Consider the following 26,986-nt stretch of genomic DNA (forward strand, 5'->3'; position numbering starts at 1 on the left):
TTCCGGATTGCTTGGTAAGAACAGGAAAGAAAAGGTATAGGAGGGCAGAATATGAGTAAATTATTTGATATGTTTAAAAAGAAAAATGACAGTGGTAAAATACTCGGATTGAGCGAAAATATTCCGACTTTGCTTATATTTATCGCTGCATATGTGATTATTAAATTATTGATTTTTGTCGGAATTATATCTCCGTTCTATGAAACGATTATTCTTAAGTTATGTATAGATATAGTACTTGCTTTGGGGCTTAATCTTATTACGGGTATAACAGGACAGTTTTCTTTGGGACATGCCGGATTTATGGCAATAGGTGCATATACCAGTGCTCTTATGACCCTTAGGGTTTCAGATTCTCCGATAATGGTTATATTGGCCGTTATTTTGGGAGGTATCCTTGCAGGATTTTTAGGATTTTTGATTGGTATCCCTACGCTTAGGTTAAAAGGTGACTACCTTGCGATAGCAACATTGGGGCTTGGCGAAATAATAAGAATTATCATTCAAAATGTTGATCAAACAGTTTTGGGGGGAGCCGCGGGACTTTCGTCTATTCCTTTATATTCTTCTCTGGAATTTTGTTTTGTTTGTATGATTATATGCTACTTTGTTATAACCAATATTTTAAAATCCTCTTTTGGGCGTGCATGTATATCTGTAAGAGAAGATGAGATAGCTTCGGAGTCAATGGGTGTTAATGTTACGAAGGCAAAGATTCTTGCATTTATAGTCGGTACTTTCTTTGCAGGTGTTGCCGGTGCTTTGTATTCAGGATATGTAGGGGTTATACAACCTAAGAACTTTGGGTTTATGAAGTCTATAGACATTTTGATGATAGTTGTTCTTGGTGGACTCGGTAATATAAACGGTACGATTGTAGCTGCATTCGTCTTAAACATTGTTTCTTTTGCACTGCAAGATTTTTCCGAACTCAGAATGGTGCTTTATGCAATAATGCTTATAGCGATTATGCTTATCAAATCCGGAGAAACTCCTTTCTTTGTTAAAATAAGAGAGATGTTTTCCATTGAAAATATAAAGCAGAAATTAAATCATAAGAAAGTAGAGGAATAGTTTTATGGCTATATTGAAAATTGAAGATTTAAGTAAAAGCTTTGGCGGATTAAAAGCTGTTTCTCATGTAAATATAAATGTTGAAAAAGGTGAACTTATCGGACTTATAGGTCCAAACGGAGCCGGAAAGACGACTATATTTAACCTGTTGACAGGGGTTTACACTCCTACATCAGGAAAGATAGAGTTGAAAAACGACAAAACAGGCGACAGTATTTTAATCAACGGATTGAAACCTTATATAACCAGCAGTTTTGGGATAAGCAGAACATTTCAGAATATCAGATTGTTTAGGGATTTAACCGTGCTTGACAATTTGCGTATTGCCATGCACAAAAGAGTAAAATACAATGTTTTTTCGGCTATATTCAGAACAAAGGCATTCAGAGAATGCGAAACGATATTTTATGAAAATGCTTTGAATATATTGGAATTTGTAGGTCTTAAAGAAAAACAAAACGAAATTGCAGATAATCTTTCATATGGGGAGCAAAGAAAGCTGGAGATTGCAAGAGCCGTAGCGACCGGTGCAAGCGTAATATTTTTGGATGAGCCTGCAGCAGGTATGAATCCCAGCGAAACAGAAGAATTGAGATTGCTTATAGAAGCGCTTAGAAAAAAATACGAGCTTACTGTTATACTTATAGAGCATGATATGAAGTTTGTAATGGGTATATGCGAAAGAATATACGTTTTAGACTTCGGAACAATTATTGCCGAGGGGAAACCCGAAGAAATAAAAAATAACGAAAAGGTTATTAAAGCTTATTTAGGGGAGGAAGCTTAATATGTTTTTTAAAATTAGTGATTTAAACGTATATTACGGTGCGATTCATGCTTTGAAAGATGTATCTTTGGAAGTAAATGAAGGTGAAATAGTTACTTTAATAGGCTCAAACGGCGCCGGAAAGACTTCCACTCTAAGAACAATTTCCGGATTGGTTCCCAAATCAAGCGGAAATATAGAATTTCTCGATGAAAATATAGATAATAAAAAAGCTACGGATATAGTTAAGATGGGTATCTCTCATGTTCCCGAAGGCAGAAGAATATTTGCAGATATGACGGTTTATGAGAATTTGGAAATGGGTGCTTACCTAAGAAATGATAAAGATGAAATAAAAAAAGATATTTTGGATATATACAATAAATTCCCTAGACTGAAAGAAAGAAAAAGTCAATTGGCGGGAACGTTGAGCGGCGGTGAGCAACAAATGCTTGCAATATCCAGGGCATTGATGTCAAGACCTAAATTTTTACTTTTGGATGAACCTTCAATGGGGCTTGCTCCTGTTATAGTTCAGGATATATTTAAGCTTATAAAGCAGATTAATAAAGAAGGGACGACAATCTTTTTGGTTGAACAGAATGCCAATATGGCTCTTTCTATTTCCAACAGAGCTTATATATTGGAAACGGGACAGGTTGTTATGAGCGGAGATGCAAGTGAACTTCTAAAATCCGATGAAGTAAAAAAAGCTTATCTTGGCGGATAATACTGATACTTACTATATGTATTTTCTTAATTATTTTAAATATATTGCAAAAACTCTCCTTATTAATTAGGGGAGTTTTTTGTTTTTTATACTATACTGGTAAACCTAAAAATCAAATGCATGATTATGTTTGGTACTATTATAAGTATTATTGAGTGTAGATAAAAAATATTTATGGGCGTAAAATTTTATAAAAGGAAGTAAAATATAAATTTAAAACAGAGGCTTTATAAAATCATTTATAAAGTTTCAGAAAATTCAAAATAAATACTTGTACTTTATACCTAAAATTGTATATAATAAAAAGGTCAATAAAAATTTAGAAAAGGATGATGCGATATGAAATTAACAGGTTCAGAAATTATAGCAGAAGTATTATTAGAGCATGAAGTTGATACCGTATTTGGATATCCCGGAGGTGCGGCTTTAAATATTTACGATGTATTATATAAATATAGTGATAAAATCAGGCATGTCCTTACAGCACATGAGCAAGGAGCTGCTCACGCCGCAGACGGCTATTACAGAGCAACGGGGAAAACAGGGGTTGTTATTGCAACCAGCGGTCCCGGGGCTACAAATTTGGTTACGGGTATTGCGACTGCATTTATGGACAGTATTCCTATGGTTGCCATTACGGCAAACGTTCCGGATAATTTAATAGGCAGGGATTCCTTTCAGGAAATTTGTATAACAGGAGTTACTCTTCCAATAACAAAGCACAACTTTTTTGTAAACAGAGTTGAAGATTTGGAAGGGGCTTTAAAAGAGGCATTCAGAATAGCCAACAGTGGACGTAAAGGACCTGTATTGGTCGATATAACAAAGGATGTTACCGCAAATGAGATGGAATATACAAAAAGCGGTATCCTTCCTCTATATGAAAATCCTATTGCGACTGATGAAGAGGTAAAAGAAGTTGCTGAAATGATTAATAACTCGGAAAAACCGGTTATTTATTTCGGAGGAGGGATAGTTGCATCGGACTGTGTGAATGAGCTTAACAATTTGCTTGAAAAAGGAGATATACCTGCGACGAATACTCTTATGGCAACCGGGGTGCTCGGTTACAACAACAGAAGAAGACTCGGTATGATAGGTATGCATGGTACTGTTGCAGCAAATAAGGCGATTTATAATTCCGATTTGGTTTTGGCTTTAGGTACGAGGTTTAGCGACAGGGTTGCTCTAAATCCGAATAAATTTGCAAGTAATGCGAAAAAAATTCAAGTGGATATAGACAGAAGTGAAATTAATAAAAATGTATTTGTACATAAAAGCATTATAGGCGATGTTAAAGATTTCCTTCAAAGGCTACTTCCTTTAATAGATAAAAAGGAGAGAAAAGAGTGGATTGACACAACTTTGAACTGGAGAAAAACTCCTGTGGAAGATAAGTATTACAAGGGGGATTTACATCCCGGAGATATTGTAACCACTGCTTGTGCCATGATAAACAAAGAACCAATCTTTGTTACTGATGTAGGGCAGCATCAGATGTGGGCGGCACAGTATCTTAAAAATGTTAAGCCTGTTAAGTTTTTAACCAGCGGAGGGCTTGGAACAATGGGTTACAGCTATGGCGCGGCAATAGGAGCACAGGTTGGAGCACCGGATAAGAGAGTAATACAATTTGTGGGAGACGGATCTTTCCAAATGTGTTTGAATGAAGCATGTACTGCCGTAAGTCAAAATGTACCTATAATAACCATTATAATGAATAACGGTGTTCTCGGTATGGTATATCAGTGGCAGACGGTATTTTATGAAAAGAGATATTCTCAAACTATTCTTAACAGAAAGACCGATTTTGTCAAGTTGGCAGAGGCTTTCGGAGCTAAAGGATTCAAAGCCGAAACATTGGAAGAGTTTTCTGATGTATTTAAACTTGCACTAAAAGAAGACGGCCCTGTATGGATAGATTGTAAAATCGAAGAACTTGAGAGAGTATTGCCTATGATACCTAACGGCGGAACCATAGATGATATGATAATAAATTAATTTGTTGTATATAAAAGGAGAAAATACAATGGCTCAAAGAAAAGAAGTAATAAGTATTTTGGTTGATAATCAATCGAATGTTTTAACCAGAATAGTAAGTTTGTTTGGAAGACGGGGATTTAATATTGATTCTTTGACAGTATCGACTACAAATGATCCGAATGTATCAAGAATTACAATTGTATTTAACGGTACGGATCAATCTTTATATCAAATCATAACACAAACTCAAAAACTGGAGATTGTAAGAGATATATTTACTCTTGATGCAAGCAACTCATTATACAGAGAGCTTCTTCTTGTTAAGATAAAGACGGATAAAACCGAAAGAAGTGCTATAAAAGAAGTTGTTGATATATACAGAGGAAAGATAATAGATTTAAGCAAAGAAAGTTTGATTATTGAGTTGACGGGTGCTCCGGAAAAACTTGACGGATTTATGAATATGATAGATTGTTATGATGTGGTTGAAGTGTGCAGAACCGGTATAACCGGTATTGCCAGAGGGCTTACACCCGTAAGATAAATATTTTATCCTATGTGAGCCGAAAGGAGATAAATATGAAATTAAGAAGTGAAAATGTAACAAAAGGTTTGGAAAAGGCGCCTGCAAGGAGTCTTTTCTATGCAATGGGATATACAAAAGAAGAATTAAACAAGCCTCTTATCGGGGTAGTCAGTGCAAAAAGTGAAATTGTACCCGGACATATGCACTTGGATAAAGCTGCGGAAGCGGTAAAGGCAGGAGTGAGAATGGCAGGGGGAACACCTATAGAGGTTCCTTCTATAGGTGTATGTGACGGTATTGCAATGGGACATGAAGGGATGAAGTATTCTCTTCCAAGCCGTGAACTTATTGCCGACAGTGTAGAAACTATGGCAATGGCTCATTGCTTTGACGGACTCGTATTGGTTCCAAATTGTGATAAAATTGTTCCCGGAATGATTATGGCTGCGGTAAGACTTAATATTCCTACCGTAGTATGCTCAGGAGGTCCTATGATGTCGGGGCTTGTAAAAGGCGAAGAAACATCTTTATCGAAAATGTTTGAAGCCGTTGGTGCAAGAAAGGCCAATATTATAGATGATGCTGAGCTTTTGGAATATGAAGAAAATACTTGCCCTGGATGTGGGTCGTGTTCAGGAATGTATACTGCAAACAGTATGAACTGTCTTGCAGAGGCAGTAGGTATAGCTCTTCCCGGAAACGGTACTATTCCTGCCGTTGAAAGCGGAAGAATAAGGCTTGCTAAAAAAGCGGGTATGGCAATAATGAATTTGGTTGAAAAAGATATTAAAGCCAGAGATATAATAAATGAAAAATCAATAAGAAATGCCTTGGCGTGCGATATGGCTCTTGGTTGTTCTTCAAACAGTGTTCTTCATTTGCTTGCAATTGCAAATGAAGCGGGAGTTGAACTTAATCTTGAGATATTTAACGAGTTCAGTGCGAAAGTTCCTAACTTATGTCATCTTGCACCGGCAGGGGGAACTCATATGCACGATTTAAACAGAGCCGGCGGATTAATGGCTGTTTTGCATGAGCTTGATAAAAAAGGATTAGTTGATAAATCCTTGATTACCGCAAACGGTAAAACTGTCGGAGAAAATATCGAAGGGCATGAAATTAAAGATGTTAACTTAATTAAAACAGTAGCTTGCCCATACAGCGAGACGGGCGGTATAGCCGTTATGTGGGGGAATATTGCTCAGGACGGTTGTGTTGTAAAAAGAAGTGCGGTAGACGAAAGTATGCTTAAGCATTCCGGTCCCGCAAGAGTATTTAACAGCGAAGAAGAAGCCATTGATGCAATATACAACGGAAAAATCGTTGACGGAGATGTTGTTGTAATAAGATATGAAGGACCTAAAGGAGGTCCGGGGATGAGAGAAATGCTTAACCCTACAAGTGCGCTTGCAGGTATGGGACTTGATAAGACAGTCGCACTTATAACAGACGGAAGATTTTCCGGTGCATCAAGAGGTGCTTCAATAGGTCATGTTTGTCCTGAAGCATATGCAGGCGGTAATATAGGGCTTCTTGAAGAAGGAGATATTATAGAGATTGATATACCTGACTCTAAGATAAATGCAAAAGTAAGCGATGAAGAATTTGAAAAGAGAAGAAAAGCTTACGTATGTCCTAAAGAACCTGTTAAAAGCGGTTGGCTTGCAAGATATCAAAGAAACGTATCTTCGGCAAGTAAAGGTGCTGTAATGAAATAAAACAAATAAAAAAGACCTTTAAGGTCTTTTTTTATTTGTTTAAACTCTTTCACTTACTATTCTAAATCCGTTTTCGGTGAGTGCTTTTTCAATTTCTTTTGCCTGTTCGCTGTCTTTTGTTTCCATTGTAATTTTAATGAAGCAGCTGTTTATAGGCATTTCAGGGTCTCCGTTATCGTATTGAACACCTACGACGTTTGCTCCGCATTTGCTTATAATGTTACTTACACCGACAAGTTGTCCTGGTTTATCGGTAAGGGCGATTGTAAGAGCACTTTTTCTTCCGCTCATTACAAGACCTCTGTCAATTACTCTGTTTAAAATGTTGACATCGATATTACCGCCGCTTACGATGCAAACGACATTTTTGTTTTTAAGTGGAATTTTATTAAACATAGCTGCTGCAACCGATACTGCACCTGCACCTTCGGCAACGAGTTTTTGTTTTTCCATTAATGTTAGAATTGCTGCGGCTATTTCGTCTTCCGTTACCGTTATTATATCATCCACATATTCACTTACCAATTCATATGTTAAATCTCCCGGTTCTTTTACGGCTATACCGTCTGCAAATGTGTTTACGGTTTTAGTTGCTTGTCTGTTATTTTCTTTAAAAGATTTGTACATACTTGGTGCCCCCGCAGCCTGTACTCCGTATACTTTGCACTGTGGTTTTAAGTGTTTGACTGCATATGCAACGCCACTTATAAGTCCGCCGCCTCCTATAGGGATTACAACCGCATCCACGTTTGAAAGTTGATCCAATATTTCAAGCCCTATCGTTCCTTGTCCTGCTATGACATCTTCGTCATTGAAGGGATGTATAAAAGTGTAGCCTTCTTCTTTTTGTAGTTCCAATGCTTTATTGTACGCATCGTCATAAGTGTCGCTTACAAGACACACATTGGCTCCGTAACTTTTGGTTGCTTCGACTTTGCTTATAGGTGCTCCGTCCGGCATACAGATTAAACACGGGATATTGTTTTTTTCGCTGGCAAGAGCCACTCCTTGTGCGTGGTTTCCGGCACTGCAAGCTATAATTCCTTTTTTCTTTTCTTCCTCATTTAACTGACTTATTTTGTAATAAGCTCCTCTTATTTTAAAGCTTCCTGTTGTTTGTAAATTTTCTGTTTTTAGATATATATTGTTATTCTTGCTAAGAGAAGGTGCTATAATCAAATCTGTTTTTCTTATAGCGTCTTTTAATGTAAATGCTGCATGATATACTTTATCTAACGTTAACATCTTAGCCCTCCTTGTAATTAAATTCTGTTAAACTACATTATATATTATTTTCAGAATATTTCAAATATTTTTGTGTAAATTATCTCAATTAATTGAAAAAGGTATTTTACAGTGATATACTGTATTAAAAATTGATTTGGAGAAATAAAAATGCAACATACATTAAAAGGTTTAAATGAAAAGTTAGATTCTTTGGTTGTATTCAGAAATATATTGAATACAGATGTTATTAAAAATTTAAGATTTTGTTTGAATACGATACTTGATTATGAGAATGACGAAAACATGGTTTATGCTTACGGAGCGTTTGTATCTTCTTTATATAACAATGATTTTGATTTTTCAAAATATATATTTAATTTTATTTTAAACGATGAGAATTTTTATATAAAAGCAAAAGCGGCAGGAAAGAGTGTTCCTGATTTTGTTGAAAATTGTGTGGAAGAGGAACTTAATATATTGGATGATTTAAGTAAACTCACCCCCATCGAAGTTAAAGATTATATAAGCTATGAGGGTTTTTTGCCTTCATGGGAAAATACCATGCTTAATTTAAAAGAACAATATAAAGCAAAGATTGATTCTTTACCTGTTTTGGGATACGGTATGTATGCAAAATACAACGTATTTGTTCTTGACGATGATAAAATAGTTCCTGTGAAATATCCTGATTCTCAGCGTATAGAAGATTTATACGGTTATGAAAGAGAAAGAAATTTAATAATAAAAAATACCAAAGCATTAATAGACGGAACAGGTGCAAGCAATATGTTGTTGTACGGAGATGCCGGGACGGGAAAGAGTTCCAGTGTAAAGGCTGTATGCAATTACTTCAAGAATGACGGGTTGAGACTTTTGGAAATAAAGAAGAATCAGCTTTATAAAATTCCTAATATTGTGGATGAACTGACTGCAAACCCTTTAAAGTTCGTTATATTTATAGACGATTTGAGTTTTACGGGTAATGACGATAATTTTTCTGCCCTAAAAGCGATATTGGAAGGAGGGGTTTCCGCTCTTGGTGATAATGTGGTTATTTATGCAACCAGCAACAGGCGTCATTTAGTTAAAGAAACAATGTCGGAAAGACAAGGGGATGAAATTCACAGAAATGATACATTACAGGAAACAATGAGTCTTTCTGCGAGATTTGGTCTTACCATTACATTCCAAAAACCGGATAAAAAAGCATATTTGAATATAGTTGAAAACTTGGCAAAGCAATACGATATTGAAATGAATAGTGAGGACTTGTTTGAAAAAGCAGAAGCTTTTGCCATAAGACACGGAGGAAGAAGTGCAAGAACAGCAAAACAATTTATAGAACTTGTTAAAATAGGTATATAAAGATACTGTTTGTGGTTATTAAAAAAATATGGATAAGTTAAAATATAACTTATCCATATTTTTTATATTTGGTATTTTTATATTATAAATATCATTTATTTCCCAAATAGTATACTTTTAGGTTAATAAAAATGTTTACATATATATACATAAATATTATCATATTTATTTTATTTATTCAATATATATATTTTTTTAATCATATTTTTTCTGTCACTAAAAGTATACTATATATTATATCTAAAAATAACGATATGGGGGATTTAGAAAAGTGAAAAAGAAATTTTTGTCTGTTTTGGTAAGTTTACTGATGATGACTGCTGTTATTCCCGGTAATGCATATGCGGCGGAAGATACGGTGACGGATGCCGCTGGCTTATGGATTACGAGTGAAACAACTAATGAACAAATTGAATCTGCATGGGGTGAAAACGTTGCAACTATTGAGGCAAATGATGATGGTTCGTATACTGTTACTTTGTTAAAAAATATTTCTTTAAAAAAGGGACAAACAATCAGTTTTGGTAAACAATTTGGTGGAGATGCGGATCCGCTTATTGTTTTGGATCTTAACGGTAAAACGATTGAGGGGACTTCAATACCTGTTGGGAACTATGCAAATTTAACTATAAAAGACAGTTCTGAGGGCGGAACCGGTGGTATATCTTATACCGGAGATGGATATTTTGTTGCTATAAACAATGTCGGAAATAAGATGACAATTGAAGGCGGTAATTTTTCATGTACAGGAGCCGGAAGTGCCAGCTATAATGCTGCTATAAGCACGGCAGGAGGAGTGAAAACTGTTATTAACGGTGGTAATTTTACCAGTAATGGTTCGGGTGCTATTATGAGTTATGGTGAAACTGTTATTAACGGCGGTAATTTTGAAGGCAAGTATGGTGTTGTTTCGAAGGTAAACAGTGAGGGTAAAGTTGGAAATATAATTTTTCCTGAAGATTCAACAGCCGTAGTAAATGCACAGCAAATAGCATTTGTATCAAGCGGAAGTGCTGATTCTGCAGGTACTATAGATGTTAAAGGTGGTACGTTTACATCATCTAAAGTTCTGGGAACAATGGGAGATGGTGTTGATAAATCTTCCGTTCTTAATGTAACAGGAGGTATTCACTCTGCTGATCCAAGTGAATATGTTCCTGAAAATACATCTTTTGCTAAATTTATTTCTGCTGATGGTTCTGAAGTATACGTTTTAGGTGAAGATAAAATTAAAGAAAAAGCAAAAGATTCTAAAAATGGTGATGCTATAAGTATTATATCTGGTGATGTAACTTTGTCTGATTTAGATGAAGGAATTACGGTAAAAAATGAAGGTTCGGGAAATGTGGTAGTAAATGATTCAGAAATAGCTCCCGGTAGTGAAATTTTAACACATAAATATGAACTTGTAATAAAAAATGCCAAAGATGCAACTTGTACTTCTGAAGGTTATACAGGAGATAAGGTTTGTAAGATATGTAATCAAACCATAGAAAAAGGAAAAGTGATTGCTAAAAAAGCACATACTTATAAAGATGGTAAGTGTATTGTATGTGGTAGTGTAGATCCAAATTATATTTCATCTGAAAATACAGATAATGAAAATAATGTAACATCAACGGATAATACATCTAAACCTAATACTCCTGATACATCAGATAACAGTAATGTAATTATTTGGAGTTTATTAGCTGTTTTCAGCACAATAGCAATGGTAATAACGGTAATTTTTTATAAAAAGAGAAGATATATAAAGTAGATTAATTATAAAAGCTTTGAAGTATGTAAACTTCAAAGCTTTTATTTTTATCGGTTTTATTAAATTTTAATTTGTTAATCGTGTATTATATAATCTACAGCTACGTCATACTTTTCTGTTGGTACTTTTTTAACTATTTGTTCTTTATAGCACAGTCCTATCTTTAAAGCTTTCGTGTTCATATTTGAGAAGAATTTGTCATAATATCCTCCTCCGTATCCTATTCTGTAGTTATCTTTTGAAAATACGATGCCGGGTGTTATTATAATATCCAAAACAGAAGAGTCTGCTATACGTATAAATTCTTTTTTGGGCTCCAATATACCATAGTATCCTTCTTCCAACTCGTCGAATGAGTTGATTTTCGATATGTTCATTATTTTGTTTTTACTGTCAATGATAGGAATATAAACGTTTTTTTTGTTATTTATCAAATATTTGATAAATGTATGGGTATCAACTTCATTATTAAAGCTTACAAAACACATTATGTTTGATGATTTTTTTATATCGGGATTATTTATCATTGTGTTAAATAATATTTTATCTTTTTCTTCTTTTGTCTTTGCTGGTATGTTTGATATTTTGTATTGTATTTCTCTTCTTATTTGTGATTTTTCCATTTTATTTTCTCTTTAATTTGTTGTATAGTTTTTTCTTAATAATTCTATTTCGTATTTATATCCTTCTGCATCATTCGGCGTTTCCAAATAGAAGGGAAGCTTATTCAGTGCGGGGTGATTAATGAGATTTATTATAGGATTTAGTTTTATAAATCCTTCTCCTATTTTTGCATGTCTGTCTTTAAATGTTTTAAAGTCGTTTTGTGTGTCATTTAGATGTATTGCTTTCAGTCTGTTGAGTCCTATTATTTTGTCGAATTTTGTTATTACCCCGTCCAGGTCATTTACTATATCGTATCCTGCGCAATAAACGTGACAGGTATCAAGACATACTCCCATTTTGTCCTTTAAATGTACTCTGTCTATTATTTCTCTAAGCTCCTCGAAAGATCTTCCTATTTCGCTTCCTTTTCCGGACATAGTTTCAAGGAGGATATAAGTATCGTCATCTTCTCTTATACATTCATTTAAGATCGAAGCAATTCTTTCGATTCCGATTTCAAGGCTATCTGTCGTATAACTGCCGGGATGGAAATTATAAAGATTTGACGGTATTTTATTCATTATATCAAGATCATTTCTGAATATTTCTTTTGCTCCTTGTCTTACTTCGTCCTTTGCCGAAGCCATGTTTAAAGTGTAAGGAGCATGAGCCAGTATTGGCGCAAAGTCGTTGTTTTTTATTATCTCTTCCAGTTTTCTTACATCATCTGGATCCAATTCTTTTGATTTCCCGCCTCTTGGATTCCTTGTAAAGAACTGAAAAGTATTCGCATTTATTTTTAACGCCTCTTTTCCTGCGGCTTCGTAACCTTTTGCAATTGATATGTGGGGTCCTATATTAAGCATTTAGTTTCTCCTGTAAAATCATATATTTTTTATATTTATTTTATAATGATATTGTTTGTGATAATATCCATAAATAAAGTATAATTAAAATCAAATAAAAATCAATGAAATAAAATAACTTTGTATTGCTTTAAAATAAACAAGTTGATTGTATAAATTTGTTTTTTATAAAACCACACTTTGAAAATCGGGGATTGAGTATATTATCGGTTTGTTTTACCCTATAATGTTAAAATTTTTTAACTGTTTATTTAGTTATGTTAAATATCTATTGATTGAATATTCTGTATTTTTTTGATATAATATTATAGATTATAATTTAAATTTGGAGGTATACTATTTTGAAGTTACCAGATGAGCTAAAAAAGGTATGTAAAAACATAATAGAATATTATGATAACGAGCCGTCGAATTTGTTACAGATACTTCTTAAAGTGCAAAGACAGGTTCCCGGAAAGTGTATAAATTTTGAAGTGGCGAGGTATATTGCGGATGAAATGGATATTCCGTTAAGCAATGTATCGGAAGTTGTTACGTATTTTGATGCTTTGAGTACAAAGAAAAGAGGTAAATACGTACTTGGGTTGTGTAATGCAACGGCTTGCAGTTTAAACGGAAAAGATGAGATAAGAGAGATTTTTGAAAGAGAACTGGATATAAAAGTAGGACAGACCACTGAGGACGGTTTGTTTACTTTGGAGCTTGTTCCTTGTTTCGGAGCATGCAACATAGCTCCCGCCGTAAGAGTTAACGATAATGTCGTTGGAAGACTGAATGAAGAAAAAGTCAAGGCTTTGATATCTAAACTTAGGGGGGCAAAATAATAATGGGACAAGTAAAATATATATCTAAAGATTACGGAACTTATGATGCTTTTAATATAGACGACTATATTAAACACGGTGGTTTTGAAGGTCTTAAAAATGCTATAAAACAAGGATATGAAAAAACCACGGAAGATGTTGCAAAGAGCGGACTGCAAGGCAGAGGAGGCGCAAATTATCCTACCGGTAAAAAATTGGCGCAGGCAAGAGAAGCAGAGGGCAATGAAGAAAGATATGTTCTTTGTAATGCGGACGAAGGTGAACCGGGTACTTTTAAAGATAAATATCTCCTTCAAAATGGTATTTATAAAGTTATTGAGGGGATCGTCATTGCCGCATATTGTGCGGGTGCAAATAGAGGGCATATATATGTAAGAGAAGAATATACGTTTATGCATAAAGATATAGAGTTTGCAATAAAACAGGTTTATGACAAAGGTTTTCTCGGAAATGACATATTGTCGAGCGGTTTTAGTTTTGATTTATCTTTATTTTCAGGCGGAGGCTCTTATGTTTGCGGCGAAGGGTTTGCGATGTGCGAGAGTATTGAAGGAAAAAGCGGAAGACCAAGAAGTAAGCCGCCTTATGTAAAACAATGCGGACTTCATGGTAAGCCTACGTTGGTTATAAATGTTGAAACCGTAAGTGTTATTGCAACATTAATGCAAAATGGTTATGAGACGGTTCTTGGTTACGGTGTGGAAGATTGTCCCGGAACGAAGATGGTAAGTGTCAGCGGTAAGGTTAAGAAACCCGGTGTGTATGAGGTTGAATTTGGAACGACGGTTCAAAATATTATCAAGATTGCCGGTGGCATAAGAAATGACAAAAAGGCGAAGTTCGTTCAACTGGGAGGTGCCAGCGGTACGATAGTTCCTTATGAAAAATTGAATATTCCTTATACATACAGCGGTATGAAATCAGTAAAAGGAAGCATCGGTTCGGGAGCTATTGTTGTCGGGGATGAAGATGACAGTGTTATTGACTATTTGGCTGTTGTGGAAGATTTCTTCTATCATGAAAGCTGCGGAAAATGTGTTCCTTGCAGAGAAGGTAACAGACAGCTTAAAATGATAATGGACAGATTTAAGAAAAAAGAAGGTACCTTAACTGACCTTAAAAATTATGTCAGAATAGTTAACGCTTTGGATGCTTCTTTATGCGGCAGCGGAAGAACTCAAATTACACCGTTTATCAGTGCGTATACTTATTTTTCCGATGAATTCAAAAGCGCACTTAAAGAGGAGGAATAGACGTGATTAATTTAACTATAGATAATATTAAAGTCAGTGTCAAAGAAGGCACCACTATTTTGGATGCAGCAAAAAAAGCAGGTATAGAAATTCCTACCCTTTGTTATCTTAAAGATGTCAACAAACCCGCATCTTGCAGAATGTGTATGGTTGACGTATCAGGAAGGTTATCTCCTTCATGTGTAACACCGGTTTGGGAAGGTATGGAAGTTAAAACTCAAACCAAAAGACTTAGAAGTATAAGAAAAACCATATTGGAGCTTACTTTGGCAAATCACAACTGTGAGTGTACAACTTGTGACAAGAGCGGTAACTGTAAATTACAGACCCTTGCCAATACATACCTTACATCCAAAAGCGATTTTGAAACCTGTTTTGAAGAGGGAATAGACGAAACCTCAAAATCCGTTACCAGGGATTTAAGCAAGTGCATAAAATGCGGAAGATGTGTAAGTGTATGTAAGGATAAAGTTGGGGTAAAAGCCATTTCATTTATAAACAGAAGCGACTCTACGACGGTATCCACTCCTTTTAATATGCCGACAATTCACAGTGATTGTATAGGGTGTGGGCAGTGTATTACCGTTTGCCCTACCGGAGCATTGAAAGAAAAAGGAACAAGCGAAGAATTGTATTATCTTCTAGGTGAGGATACTTACTATAATATCTGTTTATTATCTCATGGTACATATGAATCTTTAGCCAAAGGTGTTGGTACGGACAGCTCTCTTATGAAAGCCAAAGTTGTCGATGTTTTAAATAAATTGGGCTTTAATGAAGTAATAGATTATGAAGAATATCTTATAAAAGAAATGAATGCCATAGCATATATACTTAAAGAAAATATGCTTGAAGGAAAACCATTGATATATGCCTGTTCAAATGGGATAAGACATGAGGTTGAAAAAACTTATCCCGAATCAGCCGATTTATTTGTAAATCTTTCTAAGATTCAAAAAGATATTAATACAAGATTCAAAGAAGGGTATTTGGATAGAGAAATAAATAAGGATGTTCATTTGACGAGAGTAGAAAACTGTACTGCATTTTTACCTGAGACGAATGAAACGAGCGGTATAGATATATCAATTACAACGAATCAACTTGCAAATCTTATCAAGACCAGTGGTATTGACTTGAATAAAGCTGAGAATAAACCTATGGATAATCTTGAGTATACGGGTATATTCAACCCTTACTTCTTAAGCGTAAATACGGCATATGCTATAATAAGACTTGGTGATAAAACATCAATCAAAAATGACAAAGGCAATGTAAAAGAATTTTCTTTTGAACTTAAAGACGGTAATGAGATTAAATGTGCAGTAGTGAATGGAGTAAGAGAAGCAAAAGAAGAAGTGAAGAAAATTTTAAATAAGGAAAGTGATTATAATTTCTTATGTATTATTCCTTGTGAAGGCGGATGTACATTCGGTGGAGGAAGACCGATTGTAAACAAATAATTTAAATAAAATAAAAAAACTGTTCATAAATATTTATGAACAGTTTTTTTATTTGGGAGGATATATGCAAATACATATAATGAGAAAAGGTGAGACAATAGATGATTTATGCCGTTTATATTCTGTTTGCAAAAGTGATATTATTGAAGCAAATGAACTTGGGTATAATGCAAAACTTTCGGAAGGAGAAAATGTTATTATTCCGGGGAAGTATTTTTATTACTTTAAGCCTGCAGAAGAAAGTTTTGATGATGTACTAAAAAAATTTCATATAAGTAAGGAGGATTTGTATTTACATAACGAAACTCCTTTGAGCTTCAAAGACGGAAGTGTAAGATTAAAAATGGAATTTAAAAGAAAAGATTCAGAAGTCTATTCTTTGGTCGATTTGAGTATGAACAGCAAAGCCTTTATAGAGGCGGATCTGGAAAGTAAATATTTGACGGGTATGCTTGGATATAACTGCATAGGAAATGACAGTGACAAATTTTATTTTGAGGATTATTACTTAAAGAAAATTCACGATATAGACAGGTTATGTGTAAGTCCGGTAATAAGCAACCTTCGATATGAAAAATATGATTTTCTTATAGAGTATATAGAAAATATTATAGACGGGAAATATTACCTTGATGTTACTTTGTATTATGATATAACTGAAATTGATATTGAATATTTATTTGAATTGTTATCTGAAAGGAAAATAAAATCTAATTTTATTTTGGACTTTTATCTTCTTGAAAAAGTTTTAAAAGATGATAAATTTATTGATATATTAAATAAAAATGCAAATAAAGTATTTATTTTGCCAAATTTTATCAATGATTATAAGTATACTTCTTCTAGAGAGTACTATATGTTTTTGAATAAGCTTAAAAAGTTTGATAAAGACAAAGTGTCGGTAGGGCTTAATTTAAATTACTCTTATAAAGAAGATATTATAAATATAATGAAGAAGGTGGAATTTATATATGATTTGGATTTTAAGTCGATTGTTCTTTTTGCTTGTGGTAATAGATTCTTTAAAATGGGTTATGTTTTAAATTATTTTTTTAATATCAAAAAAGGTTTATAGTATTTATTTATAAAGTTTATTTTAATATTTTATATGTTATTTAGATGTCGTTACAGCAATGTAATTTAATAAAATTTGGATATTTAATAAAAATGTATTATAATATATAAAATATACTTGAAAATTATATTGCAATTATATCTTAAGTTTCTATTATTACGGTAATATATAATTCAATGATAAAATACGATACGATAATTATTGAAGGAGACAGTCGATGAAGGGGTTAATATATAATATAGAAAAATATACCACACAGTCCGGACCCGGGTTCAGAACGGTTGTGTATATGAAAGGCAGTACTTTAAATACACCGTGGAAAGAGCATCCCGAAGCAGAGCATAATGATGTTGAAATGTTGTTTGATAAAGAAAAATGCAACTTTTGTTATAAATGCGTAAAAGCATGCAATGAAAGGCTGATAGCAGAAGAAGAGGATAGGGTTTTTGAGTGTACGAAGTGTGGCAAATGTGTTGAAGCATGTCCAAGAGGAGCAAGAAAGCTTATCGGAGAATATGTATCGGTTGATGAGTTGATTGACAGAATAATGCCCGAAATGGAGTATTATAAGGCTAGCGGGGGAGGCGTGACTTTTGCAGGCGGCGAACCGTTGATGCAAAATGAGTTTCTTCTTGAAGTGGTAAAGAAGCTAAAAGAAAAAGATGTAAATGTTGCTATATTTACATCGGGTTTTGTTGATTATAAAATATTTGAGAAGTTTATACCTTATACGGATTATTTTATATATGATTTAAAATTAATAAACAGTGACATCCATAAAAAATATACTAATGAAGACAATGAGCTTATTATTGAAAACTTAAAGAAGATATCTTTCAGTATGTCTAAAGTGATAGTGATGGTTACTTTTATAAGTGAAGTAAACTGCAATATGGATGAGTTAAAATTAATCGTTTCTTTCCTATCCAAACTTGAGTTGGAGGGGATATATGTTAAAGGGTACAATGCCGGAAGCTGTGAAATGTACAGACTTTTGGGCAAGGAACAAACCGTAAAATTTCATGCTCCAAATAAAAAAACAATAATTAATATTTCGAATTTGTTTAAAAGAATATGCGATAATGTGAAAATCCTTCAGTAAGGATTTTCTTTTTATTTTTATGCTTTCAAAAGGGTGAATTATACGATAAAGTAGTATTGATAATAGTTTTTTGAGGGTTGTATTTTTTTGATTATATTATATAATATTATTTGCAGACTTTTGCAGGGAAATACATTTTATACAAATATGTATTGAGTAATGAGGGTATTAAGGTACATATATTAATAATATCAGACATAATCAAATAAATTGGCAGTAAAGAATTATAATTAATAAATGCGGCTTATTTAGGTATTCTTATTATTTTCTTTTTAAGATTTTATTAGGAGATTTGGGGTTATGGCAAAAAGTGAGAATTATAAAACTTTTGAAAAAAGGCTGAAGGGTGTAAATAGTAAAAAGAAAAGATTGGGATTGATAGAACAACTGGATACGACAGACGAAAGTATTATCAAAGAAAAAGAAATGATAACAAAGGAACTTTTATTTTTTGAAAAGGCTATAAATTCATTGGAGACAGTTGATAAAAATATTATAGAATCTAATTATTTGGATAAAATGAGTATGATAAAAATAGCGGAAGAAACAAACTATACCGCTTGTGTATGTTCAAGAAAAAAAGTTAAAGCCGTAAAACATCTTATGTATTTGATGACAGGCATAAAAGAAGATTAAAAAGGAAGGTATGACCTTCCTTTTATTTATTTTCCATATATAATGTTTCAAATGCAATACTGTCAAATACTTTAAGGGCAGGTCCTGAACCGTATCCTCCGTTTTCTATGAATACCGTCATTGCATACTTTGGATTATCGTAAGGAAAGTATCCGCAAAACCAAGCATGAGGATGTTCTTTTTCTGTATTTTCTGCCGTACCCGTTTTACCTGCCGCTTTTCCGAGTTCTTTAAGAGAATTATTTTTTGCCGTTCCTTCGAGTGATGGGACTTGAAAAATCAATAACCCCCTTTATTTGTAAGGGGGGTAAGGGCTAAGGTTTATATACAATGATAAAAATAACACATTTTGTAACACACTTTATTTTATAATATATCTAAACACGGCTTCTATCTTTTCAGAAGCGTTTATTAGTTCTCTATATGTCTCATGGACATATATACTTGTATCCATTTTTTTAGCATGCCCGCCGATTTTTTTTAGTATTCTTTCCTCTATACATGAATATGCATTTGTAAAAAATGTGTGTCTAAGCCAATGAAGAGTGATTTTAGGATTTAAGTTATTGTATTTAACATAGTTATTAAATCTTCTTGTGAGTTTATCTGGTGTTATAAAATCTCCTGTATCTAAATCGGGAAATACATAAGCAGAGATTATTTTATTAGCTTTTAATAATTCTCTTTGTTGCTTAAGTATTTTGTTCGCAATATTTGGTAATACTTGATTTCTTTTTGCGTTTTCTGTTTTACCTTCTGTAACTTCTCTATTTTCGTTTATAGATCTTTTTATCTCCATTATTGTATGATTATCTATTTGTTTAAAATCTTTCCATTGAAGACCTATTAATTCTCCTCTCCTTAATCCTGTTACACAAGCGAACCTATATGTATAAATATAATCATCTTTTGTAGGTACATCATATACTAATGCAATATCGGAGGAAAATAATATGTTTATTTCTTTATCTGTGAGGGTATTTCTTTTTTGTAGTTTTTTTGCTTGTTTGGGAATATATAAATCTATTGGTACAAGTGTTGTTATTTTACGCTTCCTACCATATTTGCAAAGTTCGTTAAACCATGATTTGATTTCTTTTATAGTTCCTTGTGATTTACCTTTTTTATATGCAGTGTTTAATACTTGTTGTATATCTTGTTCTGTGAGTTCACTCATTTTTTTATTACCTATTTTAGAAACCCAACAATTATAAATAGATTTATATCTTGCATATCGGCTTGAACCTATTTCTTTCATCTGCCATTTTTCTTCTATCATTATTTTTTGAAGTTCTGATATTTTTATATCTGAACTTATTCCATATTCTAACCACTTATCAGCTTTACTGTTTGCTTCTCTTTGCCCTTTTCTTCCTTTTGTAGAGCTATAAAAGCTTTTTCGTTTACCTTCTCTTTGTACGTTAATTTGCCATCTTTTATATTTATCAGACCATTTAGCCGTATTTGTTCTTTTTTGCATAAAAATAACACTCCTTTTTTAAGTTCGATTAATGTTCGATTGATTTTGAAGTGCCATTTTGCTAAAATATAGTTGCGTATTATATTTAGTGTCAATGGCACAACTTGAACTTTGAATGGTTCTCTTGCTATTCAAAGTTCTTTTTATAGTTTATAAATATTATTAAATCATCAAGGGGACTTAATTAATTACCCCCTTTTTTAATTGTTCAAATTCTTCCTTTGTTAATAAGCCTCCTTCTAATAATTTTTTTAATTTATATAATTCATTTACTGTATTAATAGTTTCATTGTTTCCTCCTAGTGTTTTAATATTATTATTTTCTCTAAATTCACTCAATAATGTACTTATATCTTTATAGATGTCATTAACAGCAACGCCTGAGAATACAAGTGTATTTTTCATGTTTTTATAATAATAATCAATTAACATATACTGTTCTTTTTTAGATATTTTCTTTTTTGCTGCAAAAGCAAATACTCCTAAGGTTAATAATCTAGTTGCTGTAACTTTTTTTTCTATATTTTCTCTTGTATCTAAGGACACATTAATTATATCTCTTAGTGATACAGTAGTGCTATAATTTATATTTAATGACATATCGTAGATTCTTATACATTCTTTATCAACTTGCAAACATACATATTCTTCGGCTATTTCTGGATGATTACCATGAAATGATACAAGATATATCTCATTTGTTTTTTGCTTTTTCATATTGATCCCCTTTATTTAATGTATTTAATGATTTTCTTCTTCAATTGCCCCAACATCTATCTTGTCAAAATCATTATTTTTAATGTGTTCGATTTCATGTTTTATAGTTTCTTTTTGTTGTTCGTAATTTAACTTTGGATTTATAAAAATAGTGTAAAAATCTTCTACCGCATTGTATTTAATAAATCCTTTGGTTTTTATGGGCATGTTTAAATACACAATGCTATAATCCATCTTCTCCTTTTTCCTTCCTTTGCAGTGCTTCTACCATACCAATAACAGCTTTTAAATCTTCAGGTGACAAGTCTTTTGAAGCATCAAATAAAATTTTCATTTCAGGATTATCAAATACTTCTTGAGCAATTTTAGATGTTTCAGGATTTGTGTAATAATTTCCTTTTTTATCTCCTGTAATTAAATAATCAACTGTAACGTTAAAGTAGTCAGCAATTTTTTGAAGCCTATCAACATTAGGACTACTAGTTTTCATTTTAATAATTGATCCTCTGCTAAAACCTAATACTTTTTCTAAATTTGTAATTGCAATATTATTTTTTTTACATAAATTTTTTATTAAATCGAAAGTATCCATATAAATTCACCTTTAAAAAATTGAAAATTTTCAACAAAAAGTATTGACAATTTGAATATATTCGATATAATTGTAAAAGAGGTTGAAAATATTCGATAAACAAATTGTCTATATATATTTTTTTATTGATAGTTTAAGTTTATTATAAGTTTTTAATATATATATGTCAATAAAAAGTTGATTATTTTCTACAAAACTAGTTGGCAAAAGAATAAAGGATAACGGATTTCCTGTGAGGAACAAAAATCCTTCATAGAAAACGAATAAACGTTGATAAAAAATTCGTAGAGTTGGATTGCGAAAAAATAATATCTAACAGGTTATGGCTGAACATATTTAAGAGCTTAATCATAGACAGGATTTCTTTTTAGTGTCGGTTTTTTTCTTTGTTTTATTTGGTTTTAAATCTTCATCCTGTCTATGGTTAACCTTTTAAAGGTTAGAAAGGAGGAAGTGGTTTGCCAAAGATAATATTTTTGTAATTTGATATATCTTTTTTTGTACATTTATCTTTGGTAAACAAAATTATGAAAAGTTATAAAAAAATAAGAGCAAGACTTTTGGAAATTGGAGGAAATTTAGATACATTATCTAAATCAATTGGCAAGTCAAGAAGTTATGTTAATCAAAGGATTAATGCTTATCGGTATTGGAGCGAAGAAGATATTTATAAAATATTACATTTTCTTGACGTTCCAGAGGAAAATTTATCAGAGTTTTTTAATTTAAAAGAAAGGAGAGGTAACTAATGGGAAGGATTTTAATTGAACGTAAAAATAACAGTATGGAGTTGAATATATGTTCAATGAGCAATTTTGAAGTAGCAGCTGGTTTAAAAATGCTTTTGGACTATATGCAAAATGATATGGGAGTAAAACAAGAAACATTTAAGTTGTTCGTTGAATTTATTATTGATACTCCTATGGGATAAAAGAAATGAGGTAACTAATGAAAAAGATAAAAAAAAATCCCGTGTTTGCTCCTACACAAAGACACGGAATTAAAAATATTTTTATCATACAAATACTAGCACTTCTAAAAGAAAATTTCAAGATAATAATGCTAACAATACTTGTTTGTGTGATTTTATTTTCAGCAGCAAGCTGTTTGGGAAAGGAATTAGCATATGTTTTTTAAAATAATAAGCCGAAAACATTATAAAGAAATGAAAGAGTATATAAAGCTGTCAGAAGCGGAAATAAAGGCTTTAAAAGAATTTATTAAAGAAGTGTTAAATGAGAACGATAATCTTAAAGAAAAAAAGACTGGGAGTTTATAAATAGGAAAGGAGAATATAATAATGATTTGTAACAGATGTGGAGAAGAAATCTATCAAGACGAAATATATTATGAAACAGAAGATGGCTGTTTCTGTGATGGATGTATGGATGAATGGCTTGAGGATTATAAAAAGGATTGTGAAAAATGTTATGACCCAATAGGTGAACATTGGGATGAAGTCGAACATGCAGAAAGGGAGCGTGATTTATGTTAAGTTATAAAGAGATTAAAGAGGCATGTGAGGATTTAAAAACAATTCCTTTATCAAGCAAAAAAAAGGATAAGGAAACAGGAAAGTGGGTAGAAGTTATAACCCATTATCCACCTGTAAATGAAAAATTAAAGGTGTTTTTAAATTTATTTAAAGATTGTCACATAGAAACATCAATTGTACAGGATAAAGAGATTAAAAAAGGTGAGGATATTTTTTACAAATGTATTATTAAAGCTACTGTCTATGATTGTAATGATAAAATATTAGCTACAGGATTGGCAACGGAAACGTCAAGCAGTACAGGTGTTAACAGTAAAAGTTATTTAGAAAATTGTGAGACATCTGCTGTTGGTAGGGCATTGTCATTTTTAGGAATAGGCATTGAGCAGGCAATTGCATCCGCTGAAGATATGAGTAGGGTGGAAAGTAAAAAGGAAACAAGTTCAAATTCTGATACAGTACTAACAAATTTATTTTCTAAGGCAATTAGTGTTTACGGTAGTAACAAAGATGTGTATAAAGTGCTAGGAACAACTCAAAAAAAATTTAAAGAAGAGATGGTTGATCCAAAAAACCATGATAGATTGATAGAACAATTAAAGCTTATTCTAGGTGATAAAAATGTTAAATAAAGAAGAACGTGAAGAGAGAAGACATCAACTTGGGGCAAGTGAGATATATAAAATTTCTAATTTTAATTCTCTACAGTGTCAAGTATTGTGGGAAGAGAAAATCGGCATTTCTGAACAAAAAGAGATTGACAACAAACATGTAAGAGCAGGCAATATTTTAGAGCAACCTTGTTTAGATTTTTATGGAGAAAATAATAACATATCACTAAAACTAAATGAAAGAATAGAAAGCAAAAAAGTAAGAGGTTTTGTAGCGAGTTTAGATGCAAGAGATATTAAAAATAATATTCCTATAGAAAATAAAGTTATAGGAGTTAGAACATGGTATCAAATGTATGCAAAGAGGAAAAGTAATGCTGGATATTCAACGATAAAGTTAAATATTCCAAATATGTATTTTCTGCAAGTTCAAGCTCAAATTCATGTTTGTAATGCTGATTATGGAATAATACTATTTAATGTTTTAACTGATGAACAAAAGGAAGACCCTTTAAACGTAGTTGTGAATGATTTTATTCAAAGACCAGTGAAGATAGATAGAAATGATGTGATTATTGATGAAATTATCAAAAGAGCTGATTATTTTATGTTTTGTATTAATCATAAAAAAAGACCAAGTGAAATTGAATATCAAAGGAAAGAGCTGTTTTAATGGAGATTATTAGAGTTGAAAAAAACAAAAATTATATTGTCATGTCAAGGGATTTTTTGCAAAGAAAAGATTTGTCTTTGAAGGCAAAAGGATTATTGGCATATATTCTTTCACTTCCTGATGAATGGGATTTAAAGATAAGTGGTTTAGAAAAAGTTTTACCAGAAGGAAGAGATTCTATTCAATCTGCTTTTAAGGAACTTATAAATAAGAGTTATATCGAAAAAAAAGAATGCAGAGAAAAAGGAAAGTTTAGTATTGAATATGTTGTTTATGAATCACCGTTACGGGTTAACCGTGACGGATTAACCGTGACGGAAAATCCACTACAAAATAATAATATAAAAATAAATAATAATAATAAAAAGAAAAATATAAAAAAGAAAAAGTATGGAGAATTGGAAAATGTTCTTTTGACAGAAGAAGAATATCTAAAGTTAACAGCACGATTTAAAGATACCGTTCAAGGTAAAATTGATAATCTGTCTTACTACATAGCCAGTACAGGGAAAAAGTATAAGTCGCATTATATGACAATCCTGAATTGGGAACGTAAAGCATATAACAGTGAACAGAAAGAGGTGGTTAAAGATAATGTATATTCAAGATTTTAAATTGGAATGTGATAAAGAAAGATTTCAAGATCCTTTAATAATGGAAAGGAAATCGTATTATAGAGTTGTTCAAAATTTAGAAAAGGCTAACATGGAAAATTTAAAGCTTAAGGCAGAACTATCAATGCTAAAAAATGAACATAAAGGAAGTATCAATACACTAAAAAAATTAGTTGATAAATATATTGAAAAAAAAGAGGAAAATTTTAAGTTGAAATGTATGTTGCAGAAATAAATTATAAAAAAATATACAGTGCAGAAAGCATAGAAGAACTTTCAAAGGTTTTAGAGAAAGACGGTATATTAATTAAAACGAAATATTTAGCAATGCTTAATGGGCATAATGTGTTAAAAGATGTGTATAAAAAATACCAAGTGTTAATTTATGCTAGTCCTTATAAAAACAGATTCTTTGTTTCTTATGACAAGTATGGTAATATTGTGGATTTTGACTATTTTCGTTGTAAATTAAAGGAAGAAACAGGAGGTTGTATTAAAGAGGTGTCATTAGATATATAAACAAAAAGGAGAATGGCACTTGTACAGAATATGTAAGGAATGCGGAAAACCGTTTTTCTTGAAAAATAAAAAAAGATTGTATTGCTCTGATTCTTGTAGAGATGCATATCATAACAAATTAAAATCAGAAATACAAAAAAACAATAGAAATACGATAGAAAAAAAGGATGAAAACGTAGGCTGGACTGATAGTTTATGTGAATATAATTGTTTTGAATGTCCTTATGGTGATTGTATTAAGGAGTGAGTAATATATGAAAGAATACGCGTTAGAAAAATTAATAAAGTCAGAACAAGAGGATGCTGTGGAGTATTTATGCAATAAGATTTTTGAGAATGAAATTGTTTTAGATGTTCCAAGACTTTTATGTGTTTTAGATTTGTCGGTAAAAGGTATTAATAAATTTACTAATATTCAAGCGGAAGATTTGAGAATAATTTATCATTCAATCTTTTTAGCTTTTTTAACAATGATGAAAAATAAAGATAGGAGATGTAATTAATGAATACAGTATGTTTAACAGGTTATTTGAATTTTGAACCAGAAGTAAAAATATCTGCAAGCGGAAAAGAGTTTTTATCAAATGTGATTGGAGTAAGGGAAGATTATAAAGGGGTTGATGGAAAATATAAGTATAACAATATTAGATTTTCTGCATTTGGTAATACTGCTGGTTTTATCGGAGATTATGTAAAAAAGGGAGATAAAATAGAGATTGTCGGCAAAATTAATGCTGAACAAGTTGATGGGAATTATAGGCAAAATGTAATTGTTTCAAGTGTTAGTATTTTACAAAGTAAGAGCCAAAATGACTTTAGCAGAGATTTTAAAGAGGAAATACCAGATATATTTTAGGAGGCTGTTATGATTGATATGACGGACTTTGAAGAGCTTAGAGCACTAGAAGATGCACTGAAACAGGCTATTAACGAGGCTAGTAAAAAAGGATGTGTATTAGCCGAAGCCTCAAGGAATTATAAAATAGCTGCAAATAAAAAAATGCTTGAATTGAGAGCAAAAGGAGAACCAGTGACACTTATAACGCAGTCGATTCATGGCTTTAAAGAAGTTGCAGACAGAAGATTTGACCGAGATGTAGCAGATGTGGAGTATGCTGCTGCTAAGGAAAATATCAATTATCTTAAGCTTAGAATAAAGATAAAAAAAGATATTATAGATAGGGAATGGTATTTTAATGGATAAAAGATATTCTATTTTGGTGGATGATTTGGACTTTTGCATTATATGTGGAAGATCTCACGCTGAAAAACATGAAATATTTTTCGGCAGTGGGAAAAGAAAACTGTCTAT

The 26,986-nt window shown here is 32.3% G+C and carries 36 protein-coding genes; 28 read left to right on the plus strand and 8 right to left on the minus strand.

Going from position 1 to position 26,986, the window contains the following annotated elements; all coding sequences use genetic code 11:
* Positions 1–51 precede the first annotated feature (51 nt).
* From QZ357_RS04620 to ilvD, 6 genes are all read left to right on the plus strand, one after another.
* A complete protein-coding gene (locus tag QZ357_RS04620; RefSeq protein ID WP_290772417.1) occupies positions 52–1,074 on the plus strand; it encodes a branched-chain amino acid ABC transporter permease in 1,023 nt (340 codons plus the stop codon).
* A 4-nt stretch (positions 1,075–1,078) separates the two neighbouring features.
* Positions 1,079–1,861: an ABC transporter ATP-binding protein gene (locus tag QZ357_RS04625; RefSeq protein ID WP_290772420.1), complete on the plus strand. Its 783-nt coding sequence runs from the start codon at positions 1,079–1,081 to the stop codon at positions 1,859–1,861.
* 1 nt (position 1,862) lies between these two features.
* A complete protein-coding gene (locus tag QZ357_RS04630; RefSeq protein WP_290772423.1) occupies positions 1,863–2,570 on the plus strand; it encodes an ABC transporter ATP-binding protein in 708 nt (235 codons plus the stop codon).
* Between the two features lie 339 nt (positions 2,571–2,909).
* Entirely contained in the window at positions 2,910–4,571 is a 1,662-nt protein-coding gene (gene ilvB / locus QZ357_RS04635) for a biosynthetic-type acetolactate synthase large subunit (protein WP_290772427.1), read from the plus strand.
* A gap of 28 nt (positions 4,572–4,599) precedes the next feature.
* Entirely contained in the window at positions 4,600–5,097 is a 498-nt protein-coding gene (ilvN, locus tag QZ357_RS04640; protein WP_290772430.1) for an acetolactate synthase small subunit, read from the plus strand.
* Positions 5,098–5,132: 35 nt separating this feature from the next.
* The gene (gene ilvD / locus QZ357_RS04645) at positions 5,133–6,797 is read left to right on the plus strand and encodes a dihydroxy-acid dehydratase (RefSeq protein WP_290772433.1); all 1,665 of its coding nucleotides are present in this window, start codon (positions 5,133–5,135) and stop codon (positions 6,795–6,797) included.
* A 39-nt stretch (positions 6,798–6,836) separates the two neighbouring features.
* On the opposite strand, the gene ilvA is transcribed toward ilvD, so the two are convergent.
* A complete protein-coding gene (gene ilvA, locus QZ357_RS04650; protein ID WP_290772436.1) occupies positions 6,837–8,042 on the minus strand; it encodes a threonine ammonia-lyase in 1,206 nt (401 codons plus the stop codon).
* Between the two features lie 150 nt (positions 8,043–8,192).
* On the opposite strand from ilvA, the gene QZ357_RS04655 reads away from it, so the two are divergent.
* Positions 8,193–9,389 (plus strand): ATP-binding protein, encoded by a 1,197-nt coding sequence (locus tag QZ357_RS04655; protein WP_290772438.1) that lies wholly within the window; start codon positions 8,193–8,195, stop codon positions 9,387–9,389.
* Positions 9,390–9,660: 271 nt separating this feature from the next.
* Positions 9,661–11,148 (plus strand): hypothetical protein, encoded by a 1,488-nt coding sequence (locus QZ357_RS04660; protein ID WP_290772450.1) that lies wholly within the window; start codon positions 9,661–9,663, stop codon positions 11,146–11,148.
* 74 nt (positions 11,149–11,222) lie between these two features.
* Here the strand turns inward: QZ357_RS04660 and QZ357_RS04665 are convergent, their stop codons facing one another.
* The gene (locus tag QZ357_RS04665) at positions 11,223–11,771 is read right to left on the minus strand and encodes a 5-formyltetrahydrofolate cyclo-ligase (protein WP_290772452.1); all 549 of its coding nucleotides are present in this window, start codon (positions 11,769–11,771) and stop codon (positions 11,223–11,225) included.
* Positions 11,772–11,783: 12 nt separating this feature from the next.
* On the minus strand, positions 11,784–12,620 hold the full coding sequence (locus tag QZ357_RS04670) for a deoxyribonuclease IV (protein WP_290772455.1): 837 nt from the start codon (positions 12,618–12,620) through the stop codon (positions 11,784–11,786).
* A gap of 341 nt (positions 12,621–12,961) precedes the next feature.
* Between QZ357_RS04670 and QZ357_RS04675 the strand changes: the two genes are divergently transcribed.
* The 6 genes from QZ357_RS04675 to QZ357_RS04700 all read left to right on the plus strand — a co-directional run bounded on the left by QZ357_RS04675 (position 12,962) and on the right by QZ357_RS04700 (position 18,973).
* The gene (locus tag QZ357_RS04675) at positions 12,962–13,444 is read left to right on the plus strand and encodes an NAD(P)H-dependent oxidoreductase subunit E (RefSeq protein ID WP_290772457.1); all 483 of its coding nucleotides are present in this window, start codon (positions 12,962–12,964) and stop codon (positions 13,442–13,444) included.
* A gap of 2 nt (positions 13,445–13,446) precedes the next feature.
* Complete coding sequence (locus QZ357_RS04680; protein WP_290772460.1) at positions 13,447–14,697, plus strand: NADH-ubiquinone oxidoreductase-F iron-sulfur binding region domain-containing protein; 1,251 nt, start codon at positions 13,447–13,449, stop codon at positions 14,695–14,697.
* 2 nt (positions 14,698–14,699) lie between these two features.
* Positions 14,700–16,160: a [Fe-Fe] hydrogenase large subunit C-terminal domain-containing protein gene (locus QZ357_RS04685; RefSeq protein ID WP_290772463.1), complete on the plus strand. Its 1,461-nt coding sequence runs from the start codon at positions 14,700–14,702 to the stop codon at positions 16,158–16,160.
* Positions 16,161–16,224: 64 nt separating this feature from the next.
* Positions 16,225–17,235, plus strand: a complete 1,011-nt coding sequence (locus QZ357_RS04690) for a hypothetical protein (RefSeq protein WP_290772466.1) — start codon at positions 16,225–16,227, stop codon at positions 17,233–17,235.
* Between the two features lie 217 nt (positions 17,236–17,452).
* Positions 17,453–18,337 (plus strand): glycyl-radical enzyme activating protein, encoded by an 885-nt coding sequence (locus QZ357_RS04695; protein WP_290772469.1) that lies wholly within the window; start codon positions 17,453–17,455, stop codon positions 18,335–18,337.
* 300 nt (positions 18,338–18,637) lie between these two features.
* Positions 18,638–18,973: a hypothetical protein gene (locus QZ357_RS04700; RefSeq protein ID WP_290772472.1), complete on the plus strand. Its 336-nt coding sequence runs from the start codon at positions 18,638–18,640 to the stop codon at positions 18,971–18,973.
* A 22-nt stretch (positions 18,974–18,995) separates the two neighbouring features.
* Here the strand turns inward: QZ357_RS04700 and QZ357_RS04705 are convergent, their stop codons facing one another.
* The 5 genes from QZ357_RS04705 to QZ357_RS04725 all read right to left on the minus strand — a co-directional run bounded on the left by QZ357_RS04705 (position 18,996) and on the right by QZ357_RS04725 (position 21,762).
* Complete coding sequence (locus tag QZ357_RS04705; RefSeq protein ID WP_290772475.1) at positions 18,996–19,256, minus strand: penicillin-binding transpeptidase domain-containing protein; 261 nt, start codon at positions 19,254–19,256, stop codon at positions 18,996–18,998.
* A gap of 78 nt (positions 19,257–19,334) precedes the next feature.
* Positions 19,335–20,453, minus strand: a complete 1,119-nt coding sequence (locus QZ357_RS04710) for a tyrosine-type recombinase/integrase (RefSeq protein ID WP_290772478.1) — start codon at positions 20,451–20,453, stop codon at positions 19,335–19,337.
* Between the two features lie 180 nt (positions 20,454–20,633).
* Positions 20,634–21,170: a hypothetical protein gene (locus tag QZ357_RS04715; protein ID WP_290772481.1), complete on the minus strand. Its 537-nt coding sequence runs from the start codon at positions 21,168–21,170 to the stop codon at positions 20,634–20,636.
* 24 nt (positions 21,171–21,194) lie between these two features.
* On the minus strand, positions 21,195–21,404 hold the full coding sequence (locus QZ357_RS04720; RefSeq protein ID WP_290772483.1) for an ImmA/IrrE family metallo-endopeptidase: 210 nt from the start codon (positions 21,402–21,404) through the stop codon (positions 21,195–21,197).
* Complete coding sequence (locus tag QZ357_RS04725; protein ID WP_290772485.1) at positions 21,394–21,762, minus strand: helix-turn-helix transcriptional regulator; 369 nt, start codon at positions 21,760–21,762, stop codon at positions 21,394–21,396. Before QZ357_RS04725 ends, QZ357_RS04720 begins: the two co-directional genes overlap by 11 nt.
* A 527-nt stretch (positions 21,763–22,289) precedes the next feature.
* On the opposite strand from QZ357_RS04725, the gene QZ357_RS04730 reads away from it, so the two are divergent.
* From QZ357_RS04730 to QZ357_RS04795, 14 genes are read left to right on the plus strand one after another with little or no spacing between them, the layout of a single operon-like run.
* Positions 22,290–22,511: a helix-turn-helix transcriptional regulator gene (locus QZ357_RS04730; protein WP_290772488.1), complete on the plus strand. Its 222-nt coding sequence runs from the start codon at positions 22,290–22,292 to the stop codon at positions 22,509–22,511.
* The gene (locus QZ357_RS04735) at positions 22,511–22,693 is read left to right on the plus strand and encodes a hypothetical protein (RefSeq protein WP_290772491.1); all 183 of its coding nucleotides are present in this window, start codon (positions 22,511–22,513) and stop codon (positions 22,691–22,693) included. Before QZ357_RS04730 ends, QZ357_RS04735 begins: the two co-directional genes overlap by 1 nt.
* Before the next feature lie 17 nt (positions 22,694–22,710).
* A complete protein-coding gene (locus QZ357_RS04740; protein WP_290772494.1) occupies positions 22,711–22,899 on the plus strand; it encodes a hypothetical protein in 189 nt (62 codons plus the stop codon).
* Entirely contained in the window at positions 22,889–23,041 is a 153-nt protein-coding gene (locus tag QZ357_RS04745; RefSeq protein ID WP_290772497.1) for a hypothetical protein, read from the plus strand. Before QZ357_RS04740 ends, QZ357_RS04745 begins: the two co-directional genes overlap by 11 nt.
* Before the next feature lie 21 nt (positions 23,042–23,062).
* The gene (locus QZ357_RS04750; protein WP_290772500.1) at positions 23,063–23,257 is read left to right on the plus strand and encodes a hypothetical protein; all 195 of its coding nucleotides are present in this window, start codon (positions 23,063–23,065) and stop codon (positions 23,255–23,257) included.
* Entirely contained in the window at positions 23,251–23,889 is a 639-nt protein-coding gene (locus QZ357_RS04755; RefSeq protein ID WP_290772502.1) for a hypothetical protein, read from the plus strand. Before QZ357_RS04750 ends, QZ357_RS04755 begins: the two co-directional genes overlap by 7 nt.
* Entirely contained in the window at positions 23,879–24,541 is a 663-nt protein-coding gene (locus QZ357_RS04760; RefSeq protein WP_290772503.1) for a YqaJ viral recombinase family protein, read from the plus strand. The genes QZ357_RS04755 and QZ357_RS04760 overlap by 11 nt, the downstream gene beginning before the upstream one ends.
* On the plus strand, positions 24,541–25,155 hold the full coding sequence (locus tag QZ357_RS04765) for a helix-turn-helix domain-containing protein (protein WP_290772505.1): 615 nt from the start codon (positions 24,541–24,543) through the stop codon (positions 25,153–25,155). The genes QZ357_RS04760 and QZ357_RS04765 overlap by 1 nt, the downstream gene beginning before the upstream one ends.
* On the plus strand, positions 25,136–25,390 hold the full coding sequence (locus QZ357_RS04770; RefSeq protein ID WP_290772507.1) for a hypothetical protein: 255 nt from the start codon (positions 25,136–25,138) through the stop codon (positions 25,388–25,390). The genes QZ357_RS04765 and QZ357_RS04770 overlap by 20 nt, the downstream gene beginning before the upstream one ends.
* A complete protein-coding gene (locus QZ357_RS04775) occupies positions 25,372–25,674 on the plus strand; it encodes a hypothetical protein (protein WP_290772508.1) in 303 nt (100 codons plus the stop codon). The genes QZ357_RS04770 and QZ357_RS04775 overlap by 19 nt, the downstream gene beginning before the upstream one ends.
* 19 nt (positions 25,675–25,693) lie before the next feature.
* Positions 25,694–25,921 (plus strand): hypothetical protein, encoded by a 228-nt coding sequence (locus QZ357_RS04780; RefSeq protein ID WP_290772511.1) that lies wholly within the window; start codon positions 25,694–25,696, stop codon positions 25,919–25,921.
* A 7-nt stretch (positions 25,922–25,928) separates the two neighbouring features.
* Positions 25,929–26,177: a hypothetical protein gene (locus QZ357_RS04785; protein WP_290772513.1), complete on the plus strand. Its 249-nt coding sequence runs from the start codon at positions 25,929–25,931 to the stop codon at positions 26,175–26,177.
* Positions 26,177–26,530 (plus strand): single-stranded DNA-binding protein, encoded by a 354-nt coding sequence (locus QZ357_RS04790; RefSeq protein ID WP_290772516.1) that lies wholly within the window; start codon positions 26,177–26,179, stop codon positions 26,528–26,530. The genes QZ357_RS04785 and QZ357_RS04790 overlap by 1 nt, the downstream gene beginning before the upstream one ends.
* A 9-nt stretch (positions 26,531–26,539) precedes the next feature.
* A complete protein-coding gene (locus QZ357_RS04795; protein WP_290772519.1) occupies positions 26,540–26,878 on the plus strand; it encodes a hypothetical protein in 339 nt (112 codons plus the stop codon).
* The last annotated feature ends 108 nt before the right edge of the window (positions 26,879–26,986 follow it).

The organism is Anaerofustis sp., from assembly GCF_019420015.1.
GTDB lineage: Bacteria > Bacillota > Clostridia > Eubacteriales > Anaerofustaceae > Anaerofustis.